The organism is Uliginosibacterium paludis, assembly GCF_039631355.1.
Classification (GTDB): domain Bacteria; phylum Pseudomonadota; class Gammaproteobacteria; order Burkholderiales; family Rhodocyclaceae; genus Uliginosibacterium; species Uliginosibacterium paludis.
This window is the reverse complement of sequence record NZ_JBDIVF010000006.1, coordinates 1-26,910: the sequence shown is the minus strand read 5'-3', so window position 1 is coordinate 26,910 and position 26,910 is coordinate 1. Positions and strand designations below refer to the sequence as shown.

The 26,910-nt window shown below is 66.4% G+C and carries 19 protein-coding genes; 16 read left to right on the top strand and 3 right to left on the bottom strand.

What is annotated here, in order from left to right; all coding sequences use genetic code 11:
• Window positions 1-46 precede the first annotated feature (46 nt).
• The gene (gene cphA / locus ABDB87_RS14590; protein WP_345928331.1) at window positions 47-2,617 is read right to left on the bottom strand and encodes a cyanophycin synthetase; all 2,571 of its coding nucleotides are present in this window, start codon (window positions 2,615-2,617) and stop codon (window positions 47-49) included.
• A gap of 29 nt (window positions 2,618-2,646) precedes the next feature.
• Complete coding sequence (locus tag ABDB87_RS14585; protein WP_345928329.1) at window positions 2,647-4,797, bottom strand: cyanophycin synthetase; 2,151 nt, start codon at window positions 4,795-4,797, stop codon at window positions 2,647-2,649.
• A 274-nt stretch (window positions 4,798-5,071) separates the two neighbouring features.
• Between ABDB87_RS14585 and ABDB87_RS14580 the strand changes: the two genes are divergently transcribed.
• The 16 genes from ABDB87_RS14580 to ABDB87_RS14505 all read left to right on the top strand — a co-directional run bounded on the left by ABDB87_RS14580 (window position 5,072) and on the right by ABDB87_RS14505 (window position 25,330).
• Window positions 5,072-7,321 carry a cyanophycin metabolism-associated ABC transporter gene (locus ABDB87_RS14580; RefSeq protein ID WP_345928327.1) on the top strand — a complete coding sequence of 750 codons (2,250 nt, stop codon included), beginning with the start codon at window positions 5,072-5,074 and terminating at the stop codon, window positions 7,319-7,321.
• Entirely contained in the window at window positions 7,318-7,788 is a 471-nt protein-coding gene (locus ABDB87_RS14575; protein WP_345928325.1) for a cyanophycin metabolism-associated DUF1854 family protein, read from the top strand. Before ABDB87_RS14580 ends, ABDB87_RS14575 begins: the two co-directional genes overlap by 4 nt.
• Complete coding sequence (locus tag ABDB87_RS14570; RefSeq protein ID WP_345928323.1) at window positions 7,785-8,165, top strand: hypothetical protein; 381 nt, start codon at window positions 7,785-7,787, stop codon at window positions 8,163-8,165. The genes ABDB87_RS14575 and ABDB87_RS14570 overlap by 4 nt, the downstream gene beginning before the upstream one ends.
• Window positions 8,162-9,109, top strand: coding sequence for a CapA family protein (locus ABDB87_RS14565; protein ID WP_345928321.1), 948 nt, complete (start codon window positions 8,162-8,164; stop codon window positions 9,107-9,109). The genes ABDB87_RS14570 and ABDB87_RS14565 overlap by 4 nt, the downstream gene beginning before the upstream one ends.
• Before the next feature lie 553 nt (window positions 9,110-9,662).
• On the top strand, window positions 9,663-10,346 hold the full coding sequence (locus tag ABDB87_RS14560) for a TetR/AcrR family transcriptional regulator (protein ID WP_345928319.1): 684 nt from the start codon (window positions 9,663-9,665) through the stop codon (window positions 10,344-10,346).
• 31 nt (window positions 10,347-10,377) lie between these two features.
• Window positions 10,378-12,750: an acyl-CoA dehydrogenase gene (locus ABDB87_RS14555; RefSeq protein WP_345928317.1), complete on the top strand. Its 2,373-nt coding sequence runs from the start codon at window positions 10,378-10,380 to the stop codon at window positions 12,748-12,750.
• Window positions 12,750-14,036 carry an acetyl-CoA C-acetyltransferase gene (locus tag ABDB87_RS14550; protein WP_345928609.1) on the top strand — a complete coding sequence of 429 codons (1,287 nt, stop codon included), beginning with the start codon at window positions 12,750-12,752 and terminating at the stop codon, window positions 14,034-14,036. Before ABDB87_RS14555 ends, ABDB87_RS14550 begins: the two co-directional genes overlap by 1 nt.
• Window positions 14,036-15,979: a 3-hydroxyacyl-CoA dehydrogenase NAD-binding domain-containing protein gene (locus ABDB87_RS14545; RefSeq protein WP_385917219.1), complete on the top strand. Its 1,944-nt coding sequence runs from the start codon at window positions 14,036-14,038 to the stop codon at window positions 15,977-15,979. The genes ABDB87_RS14550 and ABDB87_RS14545 overlap by 1 nt, the downstream gene beginning before the upstream one ends.
• Window positions 15,976-16,374 (top strand): acyl-CoA thioesterase, encoded by a 399-nt coding sequence (locus tag ABDB87_RS14540; RefSeq protein WP_345928315.1) that lies wholly within the window; start codon window positions 15,976-15,978, stop codon window positions 16,372-16,374. The genes ABDB87_RS14545 and ABDB87_RS14540 overlap by 4 nt, the downstream gene beginning before the upstream one ends.
• Window positions 16,375-16,403: 29 nt before the next feature.
• Window positions 16,404-17,693 carry an OmpP1/FadL family transporter gene (locus ABDB87_RS14535; RefSeq protein WP_345928312.1) on the top strand — a complete coding sequence of 430 codons (1,290 nt, stop codon included), beginning with the start codon at window positions 16,404-16,406 and terminating at the stop codon, window positions 17,691-17,693.
• A 101-nt stretch (window positions 17,694-17,794) separates the two neighbouring features.
• Entirely contained in the window at window positions 17,795-20,179 is a 2,385-nt protein-coding gene (locus tag ABDB87_RS14530; RefSeq protein ID WP_345928310.1) for a 3-hydroxyacyl-CoA dehydrogenase/enoyl-CoA hydratase family protein, read from the top strand.
• Between the two features lie 61 nt (window positions 20,180-20,240).
• Entirely contained in the window at window positions 20,241-21,443 is a 1,203-nt protein-coding gene (locus ABDB87_RS14525) for an acetyl-CoA C-acyltransferase (protein WP_345928308.1), read from the top strand.
• A 2-nt stretch (window positions 21,444-21,445) separates the two neighbouring features.
• The gene (locus ABDB87_RS14520) at window positions 21,446-21,964 is read left to right on the top strand and encodes a DUF4442 domain-containing protein (RefSeq protein ID WP_345928306.1); all 519 of its coding nucleotides are present in this window, start codon (window positions 21,446-21,448) and stop codon (window positions 21,962-21,964) included.
• Entirely contained in the window at window positions 21,961-22,542 is a 582-nt protein-coding gene (locus tag ABDB87_RS14515; protein WP_345928304.1) for a chalcone isomerase family protein, read from the top strand. Before ABDB87_RS14520 ends, ABDB87_RS14515 begins: the two co-directional genes overlap by 4 nt.
• A 167-nt stretch (window positions 22,543-22,709) precedes the next feature.
• Window positions 22,710-24,377 (top strand): AMP-binding protein, encoded by a 1,668-nt coding sequence (locus tag ABDB87_RS14510; protein ID WP_345928302.1) that lies wholly within the window; start codon window positions 22,710-22,712, stop codon window positions 24,375-24,377.
• A complete protein-coding gene (locus ABDB87_RS14505) occupies window positions 24,374-25,330 on the top strand; it encodes an NAD(P)H-dependent flavin oxidoreductase (protein ID WP_345928300.1) in 957 nt (318 codons plus the stop codon). The genes ABDB87_RS14510 and ABDB87_RS14505 overlap by 4 nt, the downstream gene beginning before the upstream one ends.
• A gap of 245 nt (window positions 25,331-25,575) precedes the next feature.
• Here the strand turns inward: ABDB87_RS14505 and lysA are convergent, their stop codons facing one another.
• The gene (gene lysA, locus ABDB87_RS14500) at window positions 25,576-26,820 is read right to left on the bottom strand and encodes a diaminopimelate decarboxylase (protein WP_345928298.1); all 1,245 of its coding nucleotides are present in this window, start codon (window positions 26,818-26,820) and stop codon (window positions 25,576-25,578) included.
• Between the last annotated feature and the right edge of the window lie 90 nt (window positions 26,821-26,910).

Here is a 26,910-nt window from a genome sequence, read left to right as displayed (position 1 = left end):
ATGAAAAAGGCGGCCCGCAGGCCGCCTTGCCCGGAGCAGAAAAGCCTCAGCCTTCCTTCACGCGGGCGGCGATGTGCGCCAGTGCTTCCTCGACCTGATCGATCAGGATCAGGCACAGATCACCCGCCTGCAGCTGCGCCAGCGCACGGTCGATGGCGACGAACTCGCCATGAATCTCCTCGACGGAGGAGGTTCGGCTGGCGCCCTTCAGGCCTTCCCGCAGCAGGGCCAGCACTTCACCATCCGCGCGGCCGCGCTGACAGGCATCCTGATACAGAATGACATTGTCAAACGCCTTGCCGAGGATCTCGGTCTGCATCGTGATGTCTTCATCGCGACGGTCGCCGGCGCCGGAAATCACCACCGAGCGGCGTTTGCCGGGTATCGCGTCCACAGCCTTGACCAGCGCCAGCATGGCATCCGGATTGTGGCCGTAGTCAGCAATGATCGTGGCGCCGCGGTAGTCGAACACGTTGAAGCGACCGGGGGCGTTGTCGGAATCGTTCACAAAGCTCGCCAGACCGGCGCGGATCACGTCCCACTCCAGACCCACGCCCCAGGCGGCCGCAACCGAAGCCATCACGTTCTCGACCTGGAAGCTGATCGTGCCATCGCGGGTGATCGGCACACCGGCGAGCGAGATGCGTACCGACTTGCGGCCCTCCGTGGCCACGATGGCGTCATTGTCGACATAGACCACGCGCTTGCCCTGGGCACGATGCGTGGCCATCACCGGGTTGCTGCGGTCTGCCGCAAAGTAGATCACCTGACCCGGGCAGTTTGCCGCCATCGCGGCAACGATCGGATCCGCCGCGTTGAGTACGGCATAGCCGCTTTCGGCCACGTTCTGCACGATGACCCGCTTGAGCACCGCCAGGTCTTCCAGCGTGTTGATGTAGTTCAGGCCCAGGTGGTCGCCCATGCCGATATTCGTGACGACCGCCACCTTGCAGCGGTCGAAAGCCAGCCCCTCGCGCAGCAGGCCGCCGCGCGCGGTTTCAAACACCGCGGCATCGACGTCCGGATTCATCAGCACGTTGCGCGCGCTGCGCGGGCCGGAGCAGTCGCCGCTGTCGATCTGGCGACCCTGCACATACACGCCGTCAGTGTTCGTCATGCCGGTGCGCAGGCCCGCTTTCATCAGCAGGTGCGCGATCAGGCGCACGGTCGTGGTCTTGCCGTTGGTGCCGGTCACCGCCACCACCGGAATGCGGGCGTCATCGCCCGGCTCGAACATCGTCGAGATCACCGCCTCGCCCACATTGCGGCCCTTTCCGAAAGAGGGCGACAGGTGCATGCGCAGGCCCGGGGCGGCATTCACCTCGACGATGCCGCCGGACTGCTCTTCCAGCGGCTTGTGGACCGACTCGCAGACCACGTCGACGCCGCAGATGTCGAGACCGATCATCTGTGCGGCCGCCACGGCGCGTGCCGCGAGATCCGGATGAACGTCATCGGTCACGTCGGTCGCGGTGCCGCCGGTGGAGAGGTTGGCGTTGTTGCGCAGGATCACGCGCTCACCCTTGGCCGGAATGCTGTCGGCCTTCATGCCCTGCTCGGCCAGGCGTGCCAGGGCAATGTCATCAAAGCGGATCTTGGTCAGCGAGGTCGCATGGCCGGTGCCGCGACGCGGATCGCGGTTCACTTCGTCGACGAGTTCGCGCACGGTGTGCACGCCGTCACCGATCACCAGCGGCGGCTCGCGGCGCGCCGCGGCGACGAGCTTGTCGCCCACCACCAGCATGCGGAAGTCATGGCCCGGCAGGTATTTCTCGACCAGCACTTCGTCGGAAATCTCGGTCGCCGCACGATAGGCCGCCGCCACGCCTTCGGGCGTCGTGATGTTCACCGTCACGCCCTTGCCCTGGTTGCCGTCCTGCGGCTTGAGCACAACCGGGAAACCGACTTCCAGCGCGGCGGCCTGGGCGTCTTCCAGCGAATTCGCGGGGCGGCCCTTGGGCACCGGCACGCCGGCGGCGTCCAGCAGCTTCTTGGTCAGATCCTTGTCCTGCGCAATCGATTCGGCAATCGCGCTGGTGCGGTCGATTTCGGCGGCCTGGATGCGACGCTGCTTGCTTCCCCAGCCGAACTGCACCATGGAACCGGAGGTCAGGCGGCGATAGGGAATGCCGCGAGCGACGGCGGCCCAGACGATGGAGCCGGTGGACGGGCCGAGGCGCTCGTCCTCATCCAGCTCGCGCAGCTCGCTCAGTGCGGCATTGGTGTCGAAGGCTTCGCCGGCAGCGGCGGCGCGGCACAGCGCTTCGGCGATTTCGAAAGCCTTGCGGCCCACGGCTTCTTCGCTGTACTCGACGACGACCAGATACACGCCGGCGTCACTGGTTTCGGTCGTGCGGCTGAAGGTGACCGGGCAGCCGGCCTGGGCCTGCAGCCCCAGCGCGGCAAATTCGATGGCATGCGCCATCGACAGCACCTCGCCACCGGCTGCTGGACGCACTTCGCCGATGAGCGGAAAAAGCTCGCGCAGACGGACATCGAAGCCGGCCATGTTGCTGAGTGCGCGCTCGGCCGGCTCGCAGATTACGACGGCCTCGATGGCCGTATGGCGACTCCACAGATTGGGGCCGCGAAGCGCACGGATGCGGGAGACTTCCATTGACTCGTGTCCTGTACGGAAATGCCGGCTCAGAGAGCCCGGCTGGATTCGAAGCTTTCGATGGCGCTGGCAATCAGTTCCGGCGCAATGCCGAAAGCCCAGCCCGCCGCTGCGGCCGCGAGCGTGGCGGCAAGCGCCTCGCCCTCGAGACCAGGCAGGGTGGCCACGCGCTGGAAGCGATTGCCGGTAGCCAGCACGACAGCCCCCTCCTGCATGAAGACCGCACGACCTTCGGCGGCCAGATGCCGGTGGATGACCTCGTTGCTGCCCTCAAGCGCATAGAAGACGACTTCGCCGTCGCAGAGCTCGGCCAGATCCGCCACATCGGCGTCGTCCGCGTTGAGCACCGCTGCACCGGTCTCCAGCACCACGTCGACCTGTGTGCGCAGCACGCCGGACATCTGCCCCGCTTCGCGCACGTCGAAGGCTTCGAGCTCGGGCAGCACGCGCAGGCTGGTCACCACACCGACGTTGCAGCGGTCATAAGGCAGGCCTTCGCTCAGGATGGACACGGCAGGCGTTTCGAACACGGCCGCGTCGATGGTGCGGTTCATCAGCAGACGCTGCCCGGCCGCAAAGCCGGCACAGTCGTGGCGCTCGACCGCGCGCATGTCGTGGAAGATCCCGTCGCGGCAGGCGAGTCCGGCGTTGTAGCCGCCCAGGTGGAGCAGCCAGCCGAGCACGCGGGAAACACGGGTGGTGTAGTCGCAACCGGTCACGCCGATCACCGGAATGCGGCCGTCATTGCCTTCGCCGGGGAAGAGGTGGGCCACGATGGCTTCGCCCACCGGACGCGGCTGGCCCTGAGCCGGCTTGAGGTGCATCAGCAGGCCGGGGCCGGCATTCACTTCAACGATCGCGCCGCCGGTTTTCTCAAGCGGATAGGACACGTCCTCGGTCACCAGATCGATGCCGGCGATATCCAGCCCCACGATGCGCGCGGCCAGCGACGCGGCCGCGGCCACTTCGGGGTGAACCTCGTCGGTACAGTCGATCGACACATTGCCGTTGCGCTGCACCGTGACGACGCGGCCCGCTTCCGGCACGGAATCCGCGCTGAAGCCCTGGCGCGCAAGCAGCAGCTGCATCTGGCGATCGGTATCGATGCGGATGGTTTCGAGCGGAAATTCTTCCGCTTCACCGCGACGCGGGTCGGAGTTGAGCTGGGTCTCGATGAGCTCGCGCACGCTGGCGCGGCCGTCACCGGTGATCACGATGTTCTCGCCGCGGCCAGCGGCCACGACCTTGCCGCCCACCACCAGCAGACGGTGCTCGTTGCCGCGGATGTAGCGCTCGACAATCACGTCGCTGCCTTCTGCATCCGCTACCGGGAAGGCCGCGCGGACTTCTTCCTCGGTCATGAGTTCGAGGGACACGCCGCGGCCATGATTGGCGTCCGAGGGCTTCACCACCACCGGCAGGCCGATGTCCTGCGCCGCATCCCAGGCCTCGTCGGCATCGGCCACCACGCGCCCTTCGGGCACCGGCACGCCGCAGGGAATCAGCAGGCTCTTGGTCAGATCCTTGTCGCTGGCGATCGATTCGGCAATCGCGCTGGTGCGGTCGGTTTCCGCGGTCCACACGCGGCGCTGGTTGCGCCCCCAGCCAAGCTGCACCAGATTGCCGTCGGTGAGACGGATCGAGGGCACGTTCGCTTCGGTCGCGGCATCGACGATGCAGGCCGTCGAGGGCCCGAGGCAGAGCGAGTCGGCCAGCTCATGCAGGCGTGCGGTGGTGCCGGCCACGTCGAAGGGCTTGTCTTCGATCGCCGCCATGACCAGATCACGCGCGGCGTTGAGGCAGGCAATGGTCACATCCTTGTGGCGCGAGCGCACGGCCACCTTGTAGACGCCGCGCTGCGAGGTGCTGCGGGCCTTGCCGAAGCTGGTGCGCTGACCGGAGAGGGTCTGCAGCTCAAGGGTGACGTGTTCGAGGATATGGGCGGGCCAGGTACCTTCCTGCACGCGGCGCAGGAAGCCGCCACGCTCGCCGTAGCTGCACTTGTGCTCGATGAGGCCGGGCAGCCAGGCCGAGAGGCGCTCGTAGAAACCGGGGATGAGATTGGAGGGAAAGTCTTCGAGGTCGCCGATGTCTACCAGGGCCTCGACGGCCGGACGATAGGTCCAGATGTTGGGGCCGCGCAGATAATGCGTACCCAGGATTCGGATGTCTTTGCTCATGTCACCGGTCGGAATGGCGGATGCTGTGGGCGGTCGCCGATAGTCCATCAACGATGGAGGCGACAAAAAGGTTTACCGGGGCATCGCTGCCCGCAGTGTTCTCTGACGGGAGCGATGCCGCGGGAACGCTGTAAACCTTCAGCGCTCCGGTGCGTTTATCATCTGCCGCACCCGGATCCGCCCTGCCAGGCAGGCAGTTTAACGGAGATCCCGGCCGACCGTCTGTCGCCTTCAAGGCCGCCGCCACAATCCCTCACACCACCACCACACACCGATGCTCCTGCCCTCCCCCGATGACAAGCTGCCCGCCCCCTTCGGCGCCGAACTCGCCGCCCGCACCCGGGAAGACGAAACCGTGCTCGCCTGGATGGAGCTGGATCTCGACGGCAGGCTGGCTTTCGGCAAGGGTCTTGTTGCACTGACCGCGCACCGCCTGCTGGCCCGCGCCCCCGGCGAGGACTGGCAGGAATGGCCGCTGGCGGCCGCACTCGAGATGCGCCATGCCGACCATGCCGGCGTCGGCAGTCTGGAGCTGGTCACGCCGGCCGGGCGTCTCGCCCGCTGGCGTTACACACTGAATCAGAATCTGGCCGCGCTGCGCCTGATCGGCGAGTTCGAACGCCAGATCGAGGCGCTGCGGACCGGCGAAGCCCCGCGCCTGCGCGACGAGGAAATTTGTGCCAGCTGCAAGGCGCCGCTGCCTCCGGGGGAGGACGAATGCCCGGTCTGCGCACGCGAGCTGCATGAAGCACCCTCCACCTGGACCCTGTTCCGCCTCTGGCGATTCGCCCGTCCCTACCGCTGGCAGCTGATTTCGGGCTTCGCGCTGATGACCGGCGCGACCGCCGCCACCCTGGTGCCGCCCTACCTGACCATGCCGCTGATGGACAAGGTACTGATCCCCTACCAGAACGGCCAGCCGATCAATACCGCCCTTGAAATCAGGCTGCTCGCCGGCCTGCTGGGCGCGGCGCTGCTCTCCTGGCTGCTGGGCTGGGCCAAGACCTACATCCTCGCACTGGTTTCCGAACGCATCTCGGCCGACCTGCGCACCACCACCTTCGAGCACCTGATCAAGCTCTCGCTGGAGTATTTCGGCGGCAAGCGCACCGGCGACCTGATCGCCCGCATCGGCTCGGAATCGGACCGCATCAGCGTCTTCCTCTCGCTGCATGCGCTGGACTTCATCACCGACGTGCTGATGATCGGCATGACCACGGTAATCCTGTTCTCGATCAACCCGTGGCTTGCGCTGGTCACCCTGCTGCCGCTGCCGATCATCATGTGGATGATCCACACCGTGCGGGACCGCCTGCGCACCGGCTTCGAGAAGATCGACCGCGTCTGGGGCGAAGTCACCAACATCCTGGCCGACACCATTCCCGGCATCCGCGTGGTCAAGGCCTTTGCGCAGGAGTCGCGCGAAACCCAGCGCTTCCGCGAGGCCAACAGCCACAACCTGGCAGTCAATGACAAGATCAACAAGACTTGGTCGCTGTTCTCGCCCACCGTCACGCTGCTCACCGAAATCGGCCTTCTGATCGTCTGGGCCTTCGGCATCTGGCAGGTCTCGCGCAATGACATCACCGTCGGCGTGCTGGTCGCCTTCCTCGCCTACATCGGCCGCTTCTACACCCGGCTCGATTCGATGAGCCGCATCGTTTCCGTCACACAGAAGGCCGCGGCCGGCGCCAAGCGCATCTTCGACATCCTGGACCACGTCTCCAGCGTGCCGGAGCCCGCCAATCCGGTCGCCCTGCCGCGCGTGAGCGGCGCGATCAGCCTGCGCGACATCGATTTCCGCTACGGCAACCGCTCGGTCATCCGCAACCTCTCGCTCGACATCCGCCCCGGCGAGATGATCGGTCTGGTCGGCCACTCCGGCTCCGGCAAGAGCACGCTGGTGAATCTGATCTGCCGTTTCTACGATGTATCGGGCGGCTCGATCGCGATCGATGGCGTCGACATCCGCAACGTGGCGCTGGCCGACTTCCGCCGCAACATCGGCCTGGTGCTGCAGGAGCCCTTCCTGTTCTTCGGCACGATCGCCGAGAACATCGCCTACGGCAAGCCGGGCGCGACCCGTGCCGAAGTCATCGCCGCCGCACGCGCGGCCCATGCGCACGAATTCATCCTGCGGCTGCCGCAGGGCTATGACTCCATCGTCGGCGAACGCGGCCAGGGGCTGTCCGGCGGCGAGCGCCAGCGCATCTCGATCGCCCGCGCACTGCTGATCGACCCGCGCATCCTGATCATGGACGAGGCTACCTCCGCGGTGGATACCGAAACCGAGAAGGAAATCCAGCGCGCGCTGGACAACCTGGTGCAGGGCCGCACCACCATCGCGATCGCGCACCGCCTCTCCACCCTGCGCAAGGCGGATCGCCTCGTGGTCATGGATCGCGGCGTAATCGTGGAGGTCGGCAATCATGACGAACTCATGGCGAGCGAAGGGGCCTACTGGCGGCTCTATCAGGCGCAACTGCGCAACGCCGAACAACTCCTCGAAGGAAACGAAGCATGAGCACGGCCGCCTTTTCTCTCGAACGCGACGCCTTCGGCCAGCTGATCCTGATCGACGCGGCAGGCCAGCGTCATGAAGGCGTGCTGCCGGTGCGCGCCCACCCGGTCTCCGCGCCGCTCGAAGGCATCGCACTGGTCGGCAGCGATGGTCATGAAGCCGCCTGGATCGAGCATCTCGATACGCTGCCGGCCGGGCTGCGCGCGCTGATCGAAGAGGAACTGGAAAGCCGCGAATTCATGCCCGAGATCCAGCGCCTCGACCGGGTATCGAGTTTCGCCACGCCGAGCGCCTGGGAAGTGCAGACCTCGCGCGGACCGACGCGCTTCATCCTCAAGGGCGAGGAAGACATCCGCCGACTGCCCGGCGGCGTGCTGCTGATCTCTGATGCTCACGGCATACAGTTCATGATCCGCAGGCTCTCCGCGCTGGACCGCCACTCCCGCAAGCTGCTCGACCGCTTCCTGTGAAAACCCTCGCCCTGCTCTGCTGCGCGTTCCTGGCCCCGGCCGCACTGGCCGCGCCTCGCCTCGTCTGCCATTACGACTACGGCGGCGAAACGCACAGCCTGAGCCAGGCACGCCTCGCGCGAGTGCAGGATGCCGACGGCATTGCTGCCACGCACATCGGTTCCTACCTGATGTTCCGCCCGGTTTTCGAGCCGGACGAAATCAAGCTCTACACCTACGCCGACCATCCGGACGGTCCTGTGCTGCTGCACCAGGCGCGCTACCGCTGGCCGGCAGACACCGCCCGGCGCGGACGCTTCGGCTTCACCGGCGAGCAACGCGTCTATGAGCCGATCCGCGACAGCGAGCTGGTCTACTGGTGCGAGGTGCGACCATGAAAATCCTGCTGCTGACCCTGCTGTGTCTGGCATTGCCGGTGCGCGCGGCCGACACGGTCACCCTGCTCTTCGCCGGCGACCTGATGCTGGCCGACGGCCCCGGCCGCCTGATCGCACAGGGCGGTGATCCGCTGGCCGCGGTCGATCACCTGCTGCGCGACGCCGACTACCGCATCGGCAATCTGGAAACCTCGGTCGCCTCGGTCGGCAAGGCCCATCCGAACAAGATCTACAGTTTCCGCGCCGAGCCCGACAGCCTGCGCGTGCTCAAGGGCCGCTTCGATGCGGTAGCGCTGGCCAACAATCACTCCGGCGACTTCGGCCATGAAGCCTTCCTGCAGACGATGAGCCTGCTCGATGCCGCCGGCATCCGCCATTTCGGCGGCGGCCGCAATCTCGACGAAGCGCATCGTCCGCTCTGGATCGAGCTCAAGGGCCTGAAGATCGCCCTGCTGGCCTACAACGAGTACAAGCCGCGCAGCTTTGCCGCCGGCCCGGACTGGCCCGGCAGTGCGTGGTCGGAAGACAGCCGCGTGCTGGCCGACATCCGCGCCGCAAAATCAGCCGGCGCGGATCTGGTGATTCCCTTCATGCACTGGGGCTGGGAGCGCGAACGCCTCGCCGGCGCCCGCCAGCGCCAGCTCGCACGACTGATGATCGAGGCCGGCGCCGACGCCGTCGTCGGTGGTCATCCGCATGTCACGCAGGACATCGAATACATCCACGGCAAGCCGGTGATCTACAGCCTCGGCAACTTCGTGTTCGACGGCTTCGACACCGAAGCCGAAACCACCGGCTGGCTGCTGCGCCTGACGCTCGACCGCCAGGGCGTGCTGCACTGGGACACCCGCGCCGCCCGCATGGACGCCGACGGCAGCCCCCACCCCCTGCCCGGCCCGAGCCCCTGCGGCCAACGCGGCGACACCCGGCCGGGAATGTGCTGATCGCAGCTGTGCTGGGTACGCAAGAGGATGCTTTTCGTAGGGCGCCCTGAGCGAAGCGAAGCGCGCCGCAGAAGTCGAACGAAGCGAGACACGCCACAGAAACCGGGCGAAGCAAAGCGCGCAGAAGAAGCCTGAACAAGTCGAAATCCACCGGAGCGCCCTCAAATTGCCTCCCTGATCGGGACGGAGCAGCCGTATCGAAGCTCACGGAACCCGCGTCGCCCGCCCCCTCATGCGGCGCGCTTCGCTGTGCTCACGGCGCCCTGCGCCGAACCGGCTCGTTCGTCATGCGGCGCACTGTACATCGCTTGATGCGCCCTGCTCTCTGGCGCGCCCCATCCTCCCCCGTCCCGCCTCCGATGCCCTTCCCGGCCGGCGAAGTCCATAGCGTCACGGGATGACCCCGCTGCACCACGCCCTTGAACGCCTTCGCCCGGGCGGATCTCGAACCCCGCACGCCCCATACCGCCCCGTATTCAGGTAAATCCCTATCGCGAGGGGAGGCCTGTCGGCCCATGATTCAAACAAACGTTTGAACAACATGCCCGAGCCGATGAACGCACCCGCGCCCACCGATACCCGCAGTCGCATTCTGGATGCCGCCGAACGCCTGTTCACCGAACACGGCTTCGAAGGCACTTCGATGCGCCAGATCACTGGCGAAGCCAATGTGAATCTGGCGGCGGCGAACTATCACTTCGGCAGCAAGGAGGCGCTGCTGCAGGCGGTGTTCAAGCGGCGGCTCGAATGGCTCAACACCGAGCGCCTGCGCGTGCTGGACGCAATGGAAGCAGCGGCCGGCGACCAGCCGCTCAAGCCCTCGCAGATCGTGGATGCCTTCTTCGGCACCGTGCTGCGCATGGCGACGCGTCCGGAGCATGGCGGTGAAACCTTCCTGCGCCTGCTCGGTCGGACGCTCAACAGCCCGAGCAACATGATCCACACGCTGTTTGCCGCGGAATACAACGATGTGCTGGAGCGTTTCAAGATCGCGCTCTACCGCGCCTTGCCGGATGTGCCGAAGGCCGAAATCGTGTGGCGCCTGCATTTCATGCTGGGCGCCACGGCCTACGCGATCGCCGGCACCGATGCGCTGGACCTCGTCACCGACTGGCAGGTCAGCGAAAGCGAGCAGGAGCACAGCGTCGAACTGCTGCTCCCGCGCCTGATGAGTTTTCTGCTTGGCGGCCTGCGCGCACCCCTGCCGGCCCCGCACCACAACAGCGAACCGCAATGACGGCTCGCCCCCGACCACAACGGAGACAAGAATGACCACGCTGAACCTGGCAATCCTCGCCGCACTGGCCCTCGTGAGCGCCGCCGTGCTCATCGCACCGCTGCGTCGTGCGCTGATCACGCGCAGCCTCTTTGCCACCTACAAGAAAATCCTGCCGGCCATGTCCGACACCGAGAAGACCGCGCTGGATGCCGGCACCGTCTGGTGGGAAGGCGAGCTGTTTTCGGGCCGGCCGCGCTGGCAGAAGCTGCTGGACTACGCTTGGCCGAAACTCACGCCCGAAGAACGCAGCTTTCTCGACAACGAAACCGATGAGCTGTGCCGTCTGATGGATGACTGGCAGACCACCCATGTGCATCAGGACATGTCTCCGGAAGCCTGGAAGTATGTGAAGGAGAAGGGCTTCCTCGGCATGATCATTCCGAAGGAATACGGCGGCAAGGGCTTCTCGGCCTATGGCCACGCCCAGGTCATCACCAAGCTCGCCACCCGCAGCTCGGCCTCGGCGATCAGCGTGATGGTGCCGAACTCGCTCGGCCCGGCCGAGCTGCTGCTGCACTACGGCACCGACGCGCAGAAGCAGCACTACCTGCCTCGCCTCGCCCGTGGCGAAGAGATTCCGGCCTTCGCGCTGACCAGCCCGCAGGCGGGCTCCGACGCCGCCTCCATCCCCGATTTCGGCATCGTCTGCAAGGGTTTGTATCAAGGCCGCGAGGTGCTGGGCATGCGTGTGACCTGGGACAAGCGCTACATCACGCTGGGCCCGATCTGCACGGTGCTGGGCCTGGCCTTCCGCCTCTATGATCCGGAGCATCTGCTCGGTGCCACCGAAGACCTCGGCATCACCTGTGCGCTGGTGCCGCATGACCACCCCGGCGTGAATATCGGCCGTCGTCACTTCCCGCTCAACGCCGTGTTCCAGAACGGACCGAACTGGGGCAAGGAAGTCTTCATGCCGCTGGAATTCATCATCGGCGGCCCGGCCATGGCCGGTCAGGGCTGGCGCATGCTGATGGAATGTCTTGCCGCCGGCCGATCGATCTCGCTGCCCGGCTGCAACACCGGCATGATGAAGATGACGGCCCGTGCCGTTGGCGCCTATGCCCGCGTGCGTGCCCAGTTCAAGATGGCCATCGGCAAGTTCGAAGGCGTCGAGGAGCCGCTGGCCCGCATCGGCGGCAATCTCTACATGAGCGACGCCGCCCGCGTGATGACCGCAGGTGCGCTGGATCTGGGCGAGAAGCCCTCTGTGGTCTCCGCGATCATCAAGTACCACGTCACCGAACGCGGCCGCCAGTCGGTCAATGACGGCATGGACATCCTCGGCGGCAAGGGCATCTGCCTCGGCCCGCAGAACTTCCTCGGCCGCGCCTATCAGCAATTGCCGATCGGCATCACGGTGGAAGGCGCCAACATCCTTACCCGCAGCCTGATCATCTTCGGTCAGGGCGCGATCCGCTGCCATCCCTTCGTGCTGCGTGAAATGCGCGCTGCACAGAATCCGGATGCGGCGCGCGGCCTCGTCGAATTCGACGCAGCACTGGCCGGCCATGTGCGCTTCTCGATCGGCAATGCCCTGCGCACGCTGGGCATGGGGCTGACCGGTGCGGCCTTTGCCGCAGCGCCTGCCGGCGTGGCTGCCGAAACGCGTGCCTACTACCGCCAGCTCTCGCGCTTCTCCGCGGCCTTCGCCTTCCTCGCCGATGTCTCGATGCTGACCATGGGCGGCGACCTCAAGCGCAAGGAAAAACTCTCGGCCCGCCTGGGCGACATCCTGTCACTGACCTACCTGTGCTCGGCCACGCTGCGCCGCTATGAAGCCGAAGGCTGCCAGGCCGCCGACGCACCGCTGATGCACTGGTCCATGCAGGACGCCCTGCTGCGCACCCAGAATGCCTTCGAGGGCGTGCTGGCGAACTTCCCCAACCGCCTCATCGCGGCCGGCCTGCGGGCGCTGATCTTCCCCTTCGGCAAGCCCTGCGTGGCACCGAGCGACAAGCTGGGCCATCAGGTCGCCAGCATATTGATCACGCCGTCCGCCACGCGTGACCGCCTCATCGCCGACAGCTTCTGTGACTTCGGCAATGAGGAAGATCCGGTCGCCGCACTCGAAATGGCGCTGGGTCTCACCATGCAGGCCGAGAGCATCGAAGCCCGCATCCGTGCGGCACAGAAAGCGAAGCAGATCGCCGGCCGCAGCTTCGAATCCCTGCTGGCCGACGCGCTCGCCAAGGGCATCGTCACGGCTGAAGACAAGGCCCTGCTGGAGCGCCGCGAAGTGCTGCGCCAGAAAGCGATCCGGGTGGACGACTTCCCGCAGGACTTCGGCATCGGCAACCCGGCGGCCCATGTCCGCCCCGCAGAAGTGCCCGCCGCACCGGCCAGCCATCGCGAGGCTGCATGATGAGCTTCCGCCCGGTCTACATCATCGACGGAGCGCGCTCGCCTTTTCTCAAGGCGAAGAACGCGCCGGGCCCCTTCGCGGCTTCCGACATCGCCACGATCACTGGCCGTGCGCTGCTGGCCCGCCAGCCCTTCGCACCGGAAGACCTCGACGAAGTGATCCTCGGTTGCGCCTCGCCTTCGCCGGACGAGGTCAACATCGGCCGCGTGGTGGCGCTGCGCATGGGCTGCGGCATCGACGTGCCGGGCTGGACGGTGATGCGCAACTGCGCCTCGGGCATGCAGGCGCTGGATTCGGCCATCACCAACATCCAGGCCGGTCGCTCGCAACTGGTGTTGGCCGGTGGCGTCGATGCCCTCTCGCGCGCACCGCTGCTGTTTTCCGACGCGATGGTGCGCTGGCTCTCCGGCTGGTACGCCGCCAAAGGCGCCGGCGCCAAATTCGCGATGCTGAAGAAGTTCCGCCCCGGCCTGCTGGCGCCGGTGATCGGCATCGTCAAGGGCCTCACCGATCCGGTGGTGGGGCTCCTGATGGGGCAGACGGCCGAGAATCTCGCCTGGCGCTTCGGCATCACCCGCGAAGACATGGACCGCTTCTCGGTGCGCAGCCATCAGCGCACCATGGCCGCACACGACGCCGGCCACTTCGCCGACGAGATGACTGCCCTGGTCGACGAGAAAGGCAACGCCTACCAGCATGACGATGGCTTGCGGCGCGATTCCTCGCTGCCCAACCTCGCCAAGCTGAAACCCTTCTTCGACCGCAAGTTCGGCCGTGTCACGCCGGGCAACAGCTCCCAGGTCACTGACGGCGCGACCTGGCTGATCCTCGCTTCCGAAGAAGCCGTGCAGCAGTACGGCCTCACGCCGATCGGCCGCATCGCGGACAGCCAGTGGGCCGGCCTCGCACCCGAGCAGATGGGGCTGGGCCCGGTGCACGCGGCCACCCCCATCCTGCAAAGACATGGTCTGGGCCTCAACGATCTGGATGCCTGGGAAATCAACGAAGCCTTCGCCGCCCAGGTGATCGGCTGCCAGCGCGCCTGGGAAGACGAGGCCTACTGCCGCGAGCAGCTCAGGCTCGACGGCGCGCTCGGCAAGCTCGACGAATCGAAACTCAACATCGACGGCGGCGCGGTGGCCATGGGCCACCCGGTCGGGGCCAGCGGCGCGCGCATCGTGCTGCACCTGCTCCACATCCTGCGCCGCACCGGTGGCAAACGCGGCATCGCCAGCATCTGCATCGGCGGGGGTCAGGGTGGCGCAATGCTGGTGGAGGCCCTGTGATGATGATGAACGAAACGCTCTCGAAGCACTGGACGCTCAGCACCGATGCCGATGGCATCGCCTGGCTGACGCTCGACTGTGCTGGCGCGAGCACCAACACCTTGGGCAGCGCGGTCATCACCGAGCTGGCCCTGCATGTCGACGCCCTGGAGCGCAGCCGCCCTGCCGGCCTGGTGATCCGCTCCGGCAAGGCCGCCGGATTCATCGCCGGCGCCGACGTGGAGGAATTCACGCAGCTCGCCGACGGCGCGGCCGCGCGTGCGATGGTCCAGCGCAGCTGGGATCTTTTCAATCGCATCGAGGCCCTGCCCTTCCCCACGCTGGCGCTGATCCGCGGCCATTGCATGGGTGGCGGTCTGGAGCTCGCGCTGGCCTGCCGCTATCGCATCACGGTGGATGAACCTGCCACGCGCCTGGCCCTGCCCGAAGTGATGCTGGGCATCGTGCCGGGCTGGGGCGGCATGCTGCGCCTGCCGCGGGTGGTGGGTCCGGCCGCCGCACTCGACATGATGCTGACCGGCAAGCAGATCGACGCGAAACGCGCGAAGAAGATGGGGCTCGCCGACGAGTGCGTGCCGCCCCGCGTGATGGATGATGCCGCGCGCATGCTGGTGGCATCCGCCCGTCCGGCCCGCCGCCTGCCTTTCATGCAGCGTCTGCTCAACGGCCCGCTGAAGGCCGTGGTGGCCAATGGCGCACGCAAGCAGGTCGCCAGGAAGGCCAGCCCGGCGCACTACCCGGCGCCTTACGCGATCATCGACACCTGGCAGCATTTCGGTGGCAACTCGCTGGCCGTGCCGCCCGGTCACAGCGCCTCGTTCGAGCACATCCTCGGCCAGGGCACGGCGATGAATCTGGTGCGGGTGTTCTTCCTGCAGCAGCGCCTGAAGGCGATGGGCAAGGATGAGGCCACCGACTTCGCGCCGCGCCATGTGCATGTGGTGGGTGCCGGCGTGATGGGTGGCGACATTGCGGCCTGGTGCGCCTTGCGCGGCATGACGGTCACGCTGCAGGACCAGAGCATCGAACGCATCGCACCCGCCATCAAACGGGCGGCCGAGAGCTATGCGAAGAAGTTCCGCGGCGACCGCAAGCAGGTCCGCTTCACGCTTGACCGCCTGATCGCCGACCCGAAGGGCGACGGCATCCGCCGCGCCGACGTGATCATCGAAGCCATCTTCGAGAATCTGGAAGCCAAGCACGCCCTCTTCCGCGACATCGAACAGCGCGCACGCCCCGATGCAGTGATCGCCAGCAACACCTCCAGCCTCAGGCTCGAAGACATTGCACAGGCCCTGCGCCAGCCCGAGCGCCTGGTCGGCATCCACTTCTTCAATCCGGTCGCGATGATGCCGCTGGTGGAGGTCGTGGCCGGTGAAGCCAGCGATCCGCAACAACTGAAGCGGGCGATGAGCTTCGTGCAGAAACTCGACAAGCTGCCGCTGCCGGTGAAAAGCGCCCCGGGCTTCCTCGTCAATGCCGTGCTCGGTCCCTATCTGCTCGAAGCGATGCGCTGTGTGGAAGAAGGCATCGCGCCCGAAACGGTCGACCGCGCCGCCACCGATTTCGGCATGCCGATGGGCCCGATCGAACTGGCCGACACCGTGGGCCTCGATATCGCGATGGCCACCGGCCGCGCGCTGACCGGCGCGAGCGAAGTGCCTGCCCGTCTGCAGGCGCTGGTCAGCGCCGGAAAGCTGGGTCGCAAGAGCGGCGAGGGCTATTACCACTGGAGCGAAGGCAAGGTCCGGAAAGGCGCTGCAGGGCCGGCCCCGGCCGGACTTGCTGACCGTCTGGTCAGCCCGCTGCTGGCCGCGACACAGGGCTGCGTCGATCGCAGTGTTGTAAGTGACGCAGATCTGGCCGACGCGGGCGTGATTTTTGGCACCGGCTTCTCGCCCTGGACGGGCGGGCCGCTACACTACGCCGCGACCCGGTCATGACCCGCCTTCCAGATCACGAACCCGTGCTGCGCGTGCGGCCCTTGCCCAAGGACCTCAACGCGGCCGGCAATGTTTTCGGCGGCTGGATCATGGCCCATGTCGACATGGCAGGCGCCATCCCGGCAGCCCGCCGTGCGCGTGGCCGGGTCGTGACCGTGGCGGTGAACGCCTTCATGTTCCACCAGCCCGTCTTCAAGAGCGATCTCGTGAGTTTCCATGCCGATGTCGTACGCGAGGGGAACACCTCGCAGGCGATATCTGTCGAAGTCTGCTCGGAGCGTGATCCGGCCGACCCGGTGGTCGTCAAGCTCACCGAGGCCACGCTCACCCATGTTGCCATTGACGACAGCGGGAAGAAGCGCCCGCTGCCGCCGCTGCACACCCTCGCTTCATGACCCGCCCGATTTCTGGAGATAAGAAAGACATGCACAAGACCATCATCGCACGCAGCCTTGCCACCATTGGCTGCTTCGCCCTGTCGCAAGCCGCCAGTGCTTCAGGCTTCCAGTTGCTCGAACAGAACGCGAGCGGTCTGGGCAATGCCTACGCCGGCTCCGCAGCAGCCACCGACAACGCCAGCACCATCTTCTACAACCCGGCCGGCATGACCGAGCTCCAGGACCGCGAAGTCTCACTGGGCGCCTCGCTGATCAAGCCCAGCTACAAGTTCAAGAACAACGGCTCCAGCGTCGCACCGGCCGCCACCGGCGGCAACGGCGGTGACGCGGGTGACCTCGCCACCCTGCCCAATGCCTATTTCTCGATGGCACTGAACAAGGACTGGTATCTCGGCCTGGGCATCGGCGCCCCCTTCGGCCTGAAGACGGAATATGACCCGGACTGGGTCGGCCGCTTCCACTCGGTCAAGTTCGACATCCAGACGATGAACATCAACCCCTCGATCGCCTGGCGCATGACCGACAAGCTGTCCTTCGGCTTCGGGCTGGACTGGCAGCGCATGGAAGCGCAGTACGAGCGCATGGCCGCCGTCGCCTCGTCCTCGCTGCCGGCCTCCTTCTACCCGGTCGTGCAGAACACCCGCGTCGCCCTGAGCGCCAGCAGCGAAGCCTGGGGCTGGAACACCGGCGTGCTCTTCAAGCCCAGCGCGAATACCAAGATCGGCCTCTCTTACCGCTCGGCCGTGAAGCATGACCTCGAAGGCACGCTGACCTCCTCGAACCAGGCCATCTCGCCCGACGTGCTGGCCTCCGCCAGCGTGAAACTGCCGGACACCTGGATCCTGTCGGTCGCACAGCAGATCAGCCCGAAGTGGGAAATGCTGGGTGACGTGTCGCGCACCGGCTGGAGCTCGGTCCAGAACATCGACATCGTCCGCACCAGCGGTTCGGCCGCCGGCTCCACCGCCCAGACCCTGGAAGCCGACTTCCGCGACACCTGGCGCGTGGCCCTGGGCGCGAACTACCGCGTGGATGACAAGTGGAAGCTGCGCTACGGCATCGCCTGGGACCAGTCCCCGGTGCGCAGCGATTCCGCACGCCTGACCTCGCTGCCCGACAACAACCGCATCTGGCTGTCGCTCGGTGCCGGCTATGCAATCAACAAGGCATCCCGCATCGACGTGGGTGCCGCCTACCTGATCATCAAGGACACCAACATCGACAACAACCAGACCAGCCAGGGTCGTGGTCGTGTCTCCGGTACCTATGAAGGCAGCATCGCCATCCTGGGTCTGCAGTACTCGCAGGCCTTCTGATGCCCCCGGCCGCCCGGGCAGGGCGGCATCCGCTCCCTCACACCAATACCCCGCCAACAGAGCGGGGAGGGAGCGGCTCACCCTGAAACAGGAGACAAGTCGTGAGCAAGTTCATCATCCGCAAGGTCGGCGTGCTGGGCGCCGGGGTCATGGGCGCGCAGATCGCGGCCCATTGTGCCAATGCCGACATCCCGGTCATCCTCTTCGATCTGCCGGCAAAGGAAGGTCATCCCGATGGCATCGTGCGTCGTGCGCTCGATGGACTGAGAAAGCTGGAGCCCTCACCGCTGGCCACCGCCAGCCGCCTTGAACACATCGAAGTCGCGAACTATGACCGCGACCTCGCCCGCCTCGGCGAATGCGACCTCATCATCGAGGCCATTGCCGAAAAGATGGAGTGGAAGCACGCACTCTATGAACGCGTGGCACCGCATGTGCGCGAGCATGCGATTTTCGCCACCAACACCTCCGGCCTGTCGATCAACACCCTCGCCGAAGGCTGTCCCGAATCCCTGCGGCCGCGTTTCTGCGGCGTCCATTTCTTCAACCCGCCGCGCTACATGGCGCTGGTGGAGCTGATTCCCTGCCGCGGCACGCACGGCGCGCTGCTCGACCGGCTCGAACGCTTCCTGACCACCTCGCTCGGCAAGAGCGTGATCCGCGCGAAGGACACGCCCAACTTCGTCGCCAACCGGGTCGGCGTGTTCTCCATCCTCGCGGTGATGCATCACACCCAGCGCCTGGGGCTCGGCTTCGATGAGGTCGATGCGCTGACCGGCCCGCTGATCGGCCGGCCGAAGAGCGCCACCTACCGCACTGCCGACGTGGTCGGTCTGGATACGCTCGTCCATGTCGTGAAAACCATGACCGACCATCTGGCGGATGACCCCTGGGCGGCGCACTACGCCACGCCGGCCTGGCTCTCGGCCTTGATCGCGAAGGGTGCGCTGGGCCAGAAGACCAAGGCCGGCATCTATCGCAAGGAGGGCAAGCAGATCCGCGTGCTGGACCTCGCCCGCCAGGACTACCGCGACAGCGGTGCCGAGGTGGCTGAAGAAGTCGCCGCGATCATGAAGGAAAAGGATCCGGCCGCCCGCTTCGCGCGCCTGCGCGAAAGCAGCCATCCGCAGGCGCAGTTCCTGTGGGCGATCTTCCGCGACGTTTTCCATTATGTGGCGGTGCATCTGGGCAGCATTGCGCACTCCGCACGCGATGTGGATTTCGCCATGCGCTGGGGCTTCGGCTGGGCACAGGGCCCCTTCGAGACCTGGCAGGCCGCCGGCTGGAAAACGCTGGCCGAAGCGATCCGCGATGACATCGCCGCCGGCCGCGCAATGAGCGGCGCCGAACTGCCGGCCTGGGTCTTCGAACTCGATGGCGTACACCGCGCCGAGGGCTCCTGGGACGCCACCAGCGCCGGTTTCGTGGGCCGCTCCACGCTGCCGGTCTACCAGCGCCAGCTCTTCCCCGAGCGCGTGTTCGGCGAAGTGCAGACCCAGGGCCGCACGCTGTGGGAAAACGACGAAGTGCGGATGTGGACGCTGGACGACGAGGACGGCCGCCATGTGCCGGTGCTCTCCTTCAAGAGCCGCATGAGCGCGGTCGGCCCGGTGGTGCTCGACGGCATCATCGAGGCGGTGCATCGTGCCGAACGCGAGCATGAAGGCCTGGTGATCTGGCAGCCGGCCGGCCCCTTCTGTGTCGGCGCCAATCTCAAGCAGATCCGCCCGCTGCTCGAAGCCGGCGATTTCGTCGGGCTGGAAGGCATCGTCGCCAAGTTCCAGCAGATGAGCCAGACGCTCAAGTACGCCCAGGTGCCGGTGGTGGCCGCGGTGAATGGCATGGCACTCGGCGGCGGCTGCGAAATCGTGATGCACAGCACCCGCGCGGTATGTGCGCTGGAGAGCTACATCGGTCTGGTCGAAGTCGGCGTCGGACTGATTCCGGCCGGTGGCGGCTGCAAGGAATTCGCGATCCGCAGTGCGGCGATGGCGGCCCGCACCGCGACCAACGATCCGATGAACTGGCTGCAGGGCGCCTTCCAGAATCTGGCGATGGGTAACGTCAGCAAGAGCGCGCTCAACGCGAAGGAAATGGGCCTGCTCCGCGAGCATGACGAAGTCATCATGAATCCGAACGAGCTGCTGCATGTGGCCCGCCGCACGGCACGCGCCATCGCCAACGCCGGCTACCGGCCACCGCTCGCCCCGGTCGGCATTCCGGTGGCGGGCCGCAACGGCATTGCCACGCTGGAGATGATGCTGGTGAACATGCGCGAGGGCGGCATGATTTCGGCACACGACTACCGCGTGTCGAAATGCGTGGCGACCGCGCTCTGCGGTGGCGAGATTGATGCCGGCAGCAAGGTCAGCGAGCAGTGGTTGCTCGATGTGGAGCGCGCGCTCTTCGTCGATCTGCTGCGCACCGACGCGACCCGCGCACGCCTGGTCCACATGGTCGAAAACGGCAAGCCGCTGCGCAACTGACACCCGTAAGGCGTGGCACGCTGCGCCACGCAGCGTGCCCGCCCCGACAAGGAGACAAGACATGAACAGACAGATCCAGGACGCCTACATCGTCGCCGCCACCCGCACACCGGTCGCCAAGCGCAAGGGGGCTTTCCGCAATGTGCGGCCCGATGACATGCTGGCCCATGTGCTGCGCGCGGTGGTCGCCAAAGCCCCCGGCCTCGAACTCGCCGACATCGGCGACGTGGTCGTGGGCTGCGCCATGCCGGAAGCGGAACAGGGCATGAACGTGGCCCGCATCGGCCTGCTGCTGGCAGGCTTCCCTGACACGGTGCCGGGCATCACCATCAACCGCTTCTGCTCCTCCGGCGTGAATGCGGTGGCGGACGCCGCCCGCCGCATCCAGCTCGGCGAATGCGATGTGATGATCGGCGCCGGCACCGAATCGATGAGCGTGATGCCGCAGATGATGGGCAACAAGATCTCGATGAACCCCGCCATCTTCGAGCGCGACGAGAACCTCGGCATCGCCTATGGCATGGGCCTCACCGCCGAAAAGGTCGCGCAGCAATACGGCATCTCGCGTGACGATCAGGACGCCTTCGCGATGGCCTCGCACCAGAAGGCCTGCGCCGCGATCGCCGCCGGACATTTTGCCGCTGAAATCACGCCTTACCTGGTGCGCGAGCATCAGCCCGATCTGGCCAGCAACACCGTGCGCATCGTCGAGAAGCTCGTCGAGCAGGACGAAGGCCCGCGGCCGGACAGCTCGCTCGAAGGCCTGGCCAAGCTGCGCCCGGTCTTCGCCGCCAAGGGCAGCGTGACGGCCGGCAACAGCTCGCAGATGTCGGATGGCGCGGGTGCGGTGCTGCTGATGAGCGAAACCGCGCTCAAGCGCTACAAGCTGACGCCGATCGCGAAATACAGCGGCTTCGAGGTGGCCGGCGTGCCGCCGGAAGTGATGGGCATCGGCCCGATCGCGGCGATTCCGAAAGTGCTGCAACGCGCCGGCGTGAGCCAGGATGCGCTGGACTGGATCGAGCTCAATGAAGCCTTCGCAGCCCAGGCGCTGGCCGTGATGCGCACGCTGGGGCTGGATCCGGCCAAGGTCAATCCGCAAGGCGGTGCGATTGCGCTGGGCCATCCGCTGGGGGCCACCGGCGCGATCCGCGTAGCGACACTGATGAGCGCCATGCAGCGCGACCCGGCGGTGAAGTACGGCATGGTCACCATGTGCATCGGCACCGGCATGGGTGCGGCCGGCCTCTTCGAGCGGGTCTGAGCATGATGCGTTCGGACTGGTTCGCCCGCATCCCGCCGTCATGGCAGGCACGCATCGTGCGCTGGGGCTTCAACCATCACCCGGCCTGGCGCGGCACGGGTGGGCGCGTCATCCATGTGTCGCCAGGCATCGACCACATCCGCGTGCGGCTCTCGCTCTCGCGTCGCACGCGCAACATGGTCGGCTCGATCTTCGGCGGCTCGCTGTTTGCCGTGACCGACGGCCCGCATCCGGCCATGCTGATCCATGCCCTCGGGCCGGATTACATCGTGTGGGACAAGTCCGCCGCCATCCGCTACCGCAAGCCGGGATATGGCACCCTGTTCGCCGATTTTCGCGTACCACCCGAAGAGGTCGCCCGGATCCGCCGCACGCTCGAGACACAACCCGAACTGGACTGCACCTATCTGGTGGAGCTGCGGGACGAGGAAGGCGTGGTGCACGCGCAGGTCGAACGCACGCTCTACATCGCGCACAAGGCGCACTACAAGCAGAAGAAAGTTGAAAGGAACAAGGCATGAAATCCCCTCGTCATACCCGGGCCGCCAGCGCGCTGGCACTTGCCCTGGCCTTCACCGCCCCGGCCGCCCTCTGCGCCGAAGTGGCCGGCGTGAAGGTCGAAGACACGGTGCGCAGCGAGCAGGGCGAGCTCCTGCTCAATGGCGCGGGCCTGCGCACGAAGATCGTGTTCAAGGTCTATGTGGCCGCGCTCTACCTGCCGCAGAAGGAAAGCAATGCCAGCGCGATCCTGCAGGGCAAGGGGCCCCGCCGCATGGTGCTGCGCATGATGCGCAACGTCGATGGCGACACGCTGCATGAGGCGCTCGACGAAGGCCTGCGCAACAACCTTGGCAGCGCCGAACTTGATGCCATCAAGGCACCGCTGGCCCGGCTCTCGGAAGTCTTCAAGGCACTGGGCAAGGCGCGCGAGGGCGACATCATCCAGCTCGACATCAGCCAGGCCGGCCTGGCGATCGCGGTAAATGGCACACCGCGCGGCCAGATCGCCAGCGAGGCGCTGGGCCGGGGCCTGTTGCGGGTGTGGCTGGGAGAAAAGCCCGCCGAAGCCTCGCTGAAGTCCGCCCTGCTCGGCCAGTAGCCCGCGCAGGCGGCATGAAAGGGCACGACACGGAATGAAGTCCGCCGGAGCCTGTCAGAGCAGAACCGGCGGCTTTCCGCAGCACGTTCCGGAACCGCAGCATCCGCAGCACCCAACCAAGCGCGAGCAGCAGGATCAGAACAACGCGCAGCCCGAGGAGAACAAGCATGGACAGGATCTGGCTCAAGCACTATCCGCCCGAAGTGCCGGCGGACATCAACCCGGCGGACTACGCATCGCTGGTCGATATCTTCGAGGAAAGCTGCAGCCGCTTTGCACGCAAGACCGCCTACCTCTGCATGGAGGCGAGCCTCAGCTTCCATGAGCTGGAGCGCCACAGCGCGGACTTCGCCGGCTGGCTGCAGAGCCTGGGCCTCGCCCGCGGCACGCGGGTGGCGCTGATGATGCCCAACCTGCTGCAGTATCCGGTCTGCCTCTTCGGCATCCTCCGCGCTGGCTGCACGGTGGTGAGCTGCAATCCGCTCTACACGCCGCGCGAACTGCAGCACCAGCTCGCCGACAGCGGTGCCGAAGTCGTCGTGATCGTCGAGAATTTCGCGCACACGCTGCAGGAAGCGCTCCCCGGCACGGCGGTGAAGCATGTCGTCGTGACTTCCATCGGCGAGATGCTCGGCGCGCTCAAGGGCTCGCTGGTCGACTTCGCCCTGCGGCATGTGAAGAAAATGATCCCGGCATGGTCGCTGCCCGGCGCGATCCGCCTCGGCAAGGCGCTGGCCACCGGTCATCGCTACGGCTTCAAGCGGATTGCACTCGGCCATGAAGACATTGCCTTCCTGCAATACACCGGTGGCACCACCGGTGTGTCGAAGGGCGCCATGCTGACTCACCGCAACATCGTCTCCAACGTGCTGCAGGCCGATGCCTGGATCGGGCCGGTCACCCGCAGCGGCGACGAAGTGATCGTCACCGCGCTGCCGCTCTACCATGTGTTCGCGCTCACCGCGAACTGCCTGACCTTCCTGCGGCTCGGCGCGACCAATCTGCTGATCGTCAATCCGCGCGACATTCCCGGCTTCATCAAGACGCTCTCGCGCCATCGTTTCTCGGCCATCACCGGCGTGAATACGCTCTTCAATGCGCTGCTGAACAACCCGGAATTCGGCAAGCTCGACTTCGCCGAACTTCGCCTCACGCTGGGCGGCGGCATGGCGGTGATGGAGCCGGTGGCACGGCGCTGGAAGGAAGTCACCGGCGTGCCGCTGGTGCAGGCCTACGGCCTCACCGAGACGTCGCCCGCAGTCTGCATCAACCCCTTCGACAACAGCGATTTCAACGGTTCCATCGGCCTGCCGATCTCCTCCACCGAGATCTCGATCCGCGATGCGGACGGCAATGAACTCCCGCTCGGCGAGCCGGGCGAGCTGTGCGTGCGCGGGCCGCAGGTGATGGCGGGCTACTACGGCCGGCCGGATGAGACCGCGCATGTCTTCCATGCCGATGGCTTCCTGATGACCGGAGACGTCGCCCGTGTTGACGAGCGCGGCTATGTGTATCTGGTCGACCGCAAGAAGGACATGATCCTGGTCTCCGGCTTCAACGTGTATCCCAACGAAGTGGAGGCGGCAGTCGCGATGATCCCGGCGGTGCAGGACGTAGCCTGCATCGGCGTGCCGGATGAGCGCACCGGCGAAGCGGTGAAGATCTTCGTCGTACGCAAGGATCCGCGCCTCACCGCACAGATGATCATCGACCATTGCCGCACCCAGCTCACCGCCTACAAGGTGCCGCACCGGGTAGAGTTCCGCGACGACCTGCCCCGCACCAACGTCGGCAAGATCCTGCGCCGCGCCCTGAAGGAGGAGAGCACGCAATGAGCCGCCCCCTGTTCGATCACCCGCTGCGCCTGCCGGTGATCTGTGCGCCGATGTTCATCCTCTCGCGCCCGGAGCTGGTGATCGCGCAGTGCCTCGCTGGCCTCGCCGGCAGCTTTCCGGCACTCAATGCTCGCCCGCAGGAAATGCTGGATGGATGGCTGACCGAGATCGGCACGGCTCTGGAAGCCGCCCGTGCGGCCGACCCCTCGCGTCGCATCGCGCCCTTCGCGGTGAACCAGATCGTGCATCCCACCAATGGCCGGCTGGAGCAGGACATGGAAAGCTGCATCCGGCACCGCGTGCCGCTGATCATCACCAGCCTGCACGCGCCCGGCGCCATCGTGCCCAAGGTGCACGCCTATGGCGGCAAGGTGCTGCATGACGTGATCAGCGTGCGGCATGCGGAGAAAGCGCTGGAGGCCGGCGTGGACGGGCTGATTCTGGTCTGCGCGGGAGCCGGCGGTCATGCCGGTACGCTCTCGCCTTTCGCGCTGCTGGGCGAGATCCGTCGCTTCTATGACGGACCGGTCGCGCTGGCCGGCGCGATTTCACGCGGTGAGGACATCCTCGCCGCCCGTGCGATGGGTGCGGACTTCGCCTACATGGGCACGCGCTTCATCGCCAGTCGCGAAGCCGCCGCCAGCGATGAATACAAGGCCTGCATCCTCGCCAGCCATGCCGGCGACATAGTCTATACGCCCTATTTCACCGGCATTCCCGGCAACTATCTGAAGGCCAGCGTGCGCGCCGCCGGCCTGGATCCGGATGCCCTGCCCGCCCCCGAAGCCGGAGGACTGAGCCTCACGAAGAAAGATGCCAAGGCCTGGCGTGATATCTGGGGTGCAGGCCAGGGCGTCGGCAACATCCACGACGCCCCGCCGGTCGCCACGATCGTCGACCGGCTCGAGCAGGAATACCGTGCGGCGAGGGAGAAACTGAGTGCCGGGTGCTGAGTGCTGGGTGCTGGGTGCTGGGTGCTGGGTGCTGGGTGCTGGGCGCTGGGTGCGCAAGAGGATACTCGCTCGTAGGGCGCCCTGAGCGAAGCGAAGCGCGCCGCAGACGCCTCGCACAACCCGCCCCCGCTGCACGAACAGCCCCCTGCACAAGCAACGTCCCCACAATCGGGTTCGGCGCGGTTCGCTGCGCTCACGGCGCCCTACGGTGCGGCAAGCGCGAGCGGATGCCCCCCGGCGAGCCCTCAGAGCCCCGCTTCCAGCGCCAGCAATTCCTCGATGGTCTGGCGGCGGCGAATGAGGCGTTCCTGATCGCCATCGATCATCACCTCGGCGATCAGCGGGCGGCTGTTGTAGTTCGATGACATCGAGGCGCCGTAGGCGCCGGTGTCATGCAGGACCAGCAGGTCGCCCACTTCGGCGGCCGGCAGGCTGCGCGGCTGGACCACACCGCCATCGCCCTGCGTGAACACATCGCCCGACTCGCACAGCGGACCGGCCACGACCGTGTCTCGCAGGGGACGGGCACCTGATTCACTGCCATCTGCCGGAAGAATGCTGATGGCATGGTAGCTGCCGTACATGGACGGGCGCATCAGATCCGAAAAGCCGGCATCGACCAGCACGAAGTGATTGCGGCCGGCATCCTTGCTGGCGCGTACGCGGCTGAGCAGCAGGCCGGATTCGGCCACCAGATAGCGGCCCGGTTCGATTTCGAGCTTCACCGTGTGGCCCAGATGCGCCTCGACTTCCTTGCGCGCGGCGTCCCACAGGCCGAAGTAGTGCGCGGTATCGATCTGCGCATCGTTTTCACGATAGGGAATCGACAGACCACCGCCCGCCGAAATGGCCTCGATGTCCTGACCAGAGTCCTTCACCAGTTGCACCATCGCGCCGCAGACCTGCTGCAGGTGGCCGTAATCCACGCCGGACCCGATGTGCATGTGCAGCCCTACCAGATGCAGGTCGTACTGCGCGATTACCGCCAGCGCGGCCGGCAGGTCGGTATGCCAGATGCCGTGCTTGCTGTGCTCGCCGCCGGTGTTGGTCTTGTTGCTGTGACCATGGCCGAAACCGGGGTTGATGCGCAGCCATACGCGATGCCCCGGCGCGCGTTCGCCCAGCTGGCGAAGCATGTCGATGGAGCCGGCATTCATCGGAATCTCTTCGCGCACGACGACATCCAGCGTTTCTTCGGTAGCGAGATCCGCGGTGAAGACAATTTCGTCCCTGCCGCCCCGCGAGCTGTAGCCCGCCGCCAGGGCACGGGCGATCTCGCCCGGTGAAACGGCGTCCACCACCACGCCCTCCTCACGCATCAGGCGCAGGAGGTGCGTGTTGGAGCAGGCCTTCTGGGCGAAGCGGATGTGGTCGAAGCTGCGCAAGGCGGCGATACGCTCGCGAATCACCGCAGCGTCGTAACACCAGAGCGGGGTGCCGAAGCGGTCGGCGAGGCGGGTCAGGCGGGCGGTGTCGAGGGGCTTTTGCATGATGACGATTTCCGGTGCTGGGTGCTGGGTGCTGGGTGCTGGGTGCTGGGTGCTGGGTGCTGGGTGCTGGGTGCTGGGTGCTGGGTGCTG

Bases quoted from the DNA above. Each gene is read 5' to 3' on its own strand.
- cphA (WP_345928331.1), bottom strand. From the start codon at position 2,617: ATGGAAGTCTCCCGCATCCGTGCGCTTCGCGGCCCCAATCTGTGGAGT.
- ABDB87_RS14585 (WP_345928329.1), bottom strand. From the start codon at position 4,797: ATGAGCAAAGACATCCGAATCCTGGGTACGCATTATCTGCGCGGCCCC.
- ABDB87_RS14580 (WP_345928327.1), top strand. From the start codon at position 5,072: ATGCTCCTGCCCTCCCCCGATGACAAGCTGCCCGCCCCCTTCGGCGCC.
- ABDB87_RS14575 (WP_345928325.1), top strand. From the start codon at position 7,318: ATGAGCACGGCCGCCTTTTCTCTCGAACGCGACGCCTTCGGCCAGCTG.
- ABDB87_RS14565 (WP_345928321.1), top strand. From the start codon at position 8,162: ATGAAAATCCTGCTGCTGACCCTGCTGTGTCTGGCATTGCCGGTGCGC.
- ABDB87_RS14560 (WP_345928319.1), top strand. From the start codon at position 9,663: ATGAACGCACCCGCGCCCACCGATACCCGCAGTCGCATTCTGGATGCC.
- ABDB87_RS14555 (WP_345928317.1), top strand. From the start codon at position 10,378: ATGACCACGCTGAACCTGGCAATCCTCGCCGCACTGGCCCTCGTGAGC.
- ABDB87_RS14550 (WP_345928609.1), top strand. From the start codon at position 12,750: ATGAGCTTCCGCCCGGTCTACATCATCGACGGAGCGCGCTCGCCTTTT.
- ABDB87_RS14545 (WP_385917219.1), top strand. From the start codon at position 14,036: ATGATGATGAACGAAACGCTCTCGAAGCACTGGACGCTCAGCACCGAT.
- ABDB87_RS14540 (WP_345928315.1), top strand. From the start codon at position 15,976: ATGACCCGCCTTCCAGATCACGAACCCGTGCTGCGCGTGCGGCCCTTG.
- ABDB87_RS14535 (WP_345928312.1), top strand. From the start codon at position 16,404: ATGCACAAGACCATCATCGCACGCAGCCTTGCCACCATTGGCTGCTTC.
- ABDB87_RS14525 (WP_345928308.1), top strand. From the start codon at position 20,241: ATGAACAGACAGATCCAGGACGCCTACATCGTCGCCGCCACCCGCACA.
- ABDB87_RS14520 (WP_345928306.1), top strand. From the start codon at position 21,446: ATGATGCGTTCGGACTGGTTCGCCCGCATCCCGCCGTCATGGCAGGCA.
- ABDB87_RS14515 (WP_345928304.1), top strand. From the start codon at position 21,961: ATGAAATCCCCTCGTCATACCCGGGCCGCCAGCGCGCTGGCACTTGCC.
- ABDB87_RS14510 (WP_345928302.1), top strand. From the start codon at position 22,710: ATGGACAGGATCTGGCTCAAGCACTATCCGCCCGAAGTGCCGGCGGAC.
- ABDB87_RS14505 (WP_345928300.1), top strand. From the start codon at position 24,374: ATGAGCCGCCCCCTGTTCGATCACCCGCTGCGCCTGCCGGTGATCTGT.
- lysA (WP_345928298.1), bottom strand. From the start codon at position 26,820: ATGCAAAAGCCCCTCGACACCGCCCGCCTGACCCGCCTCGCCGACCGC.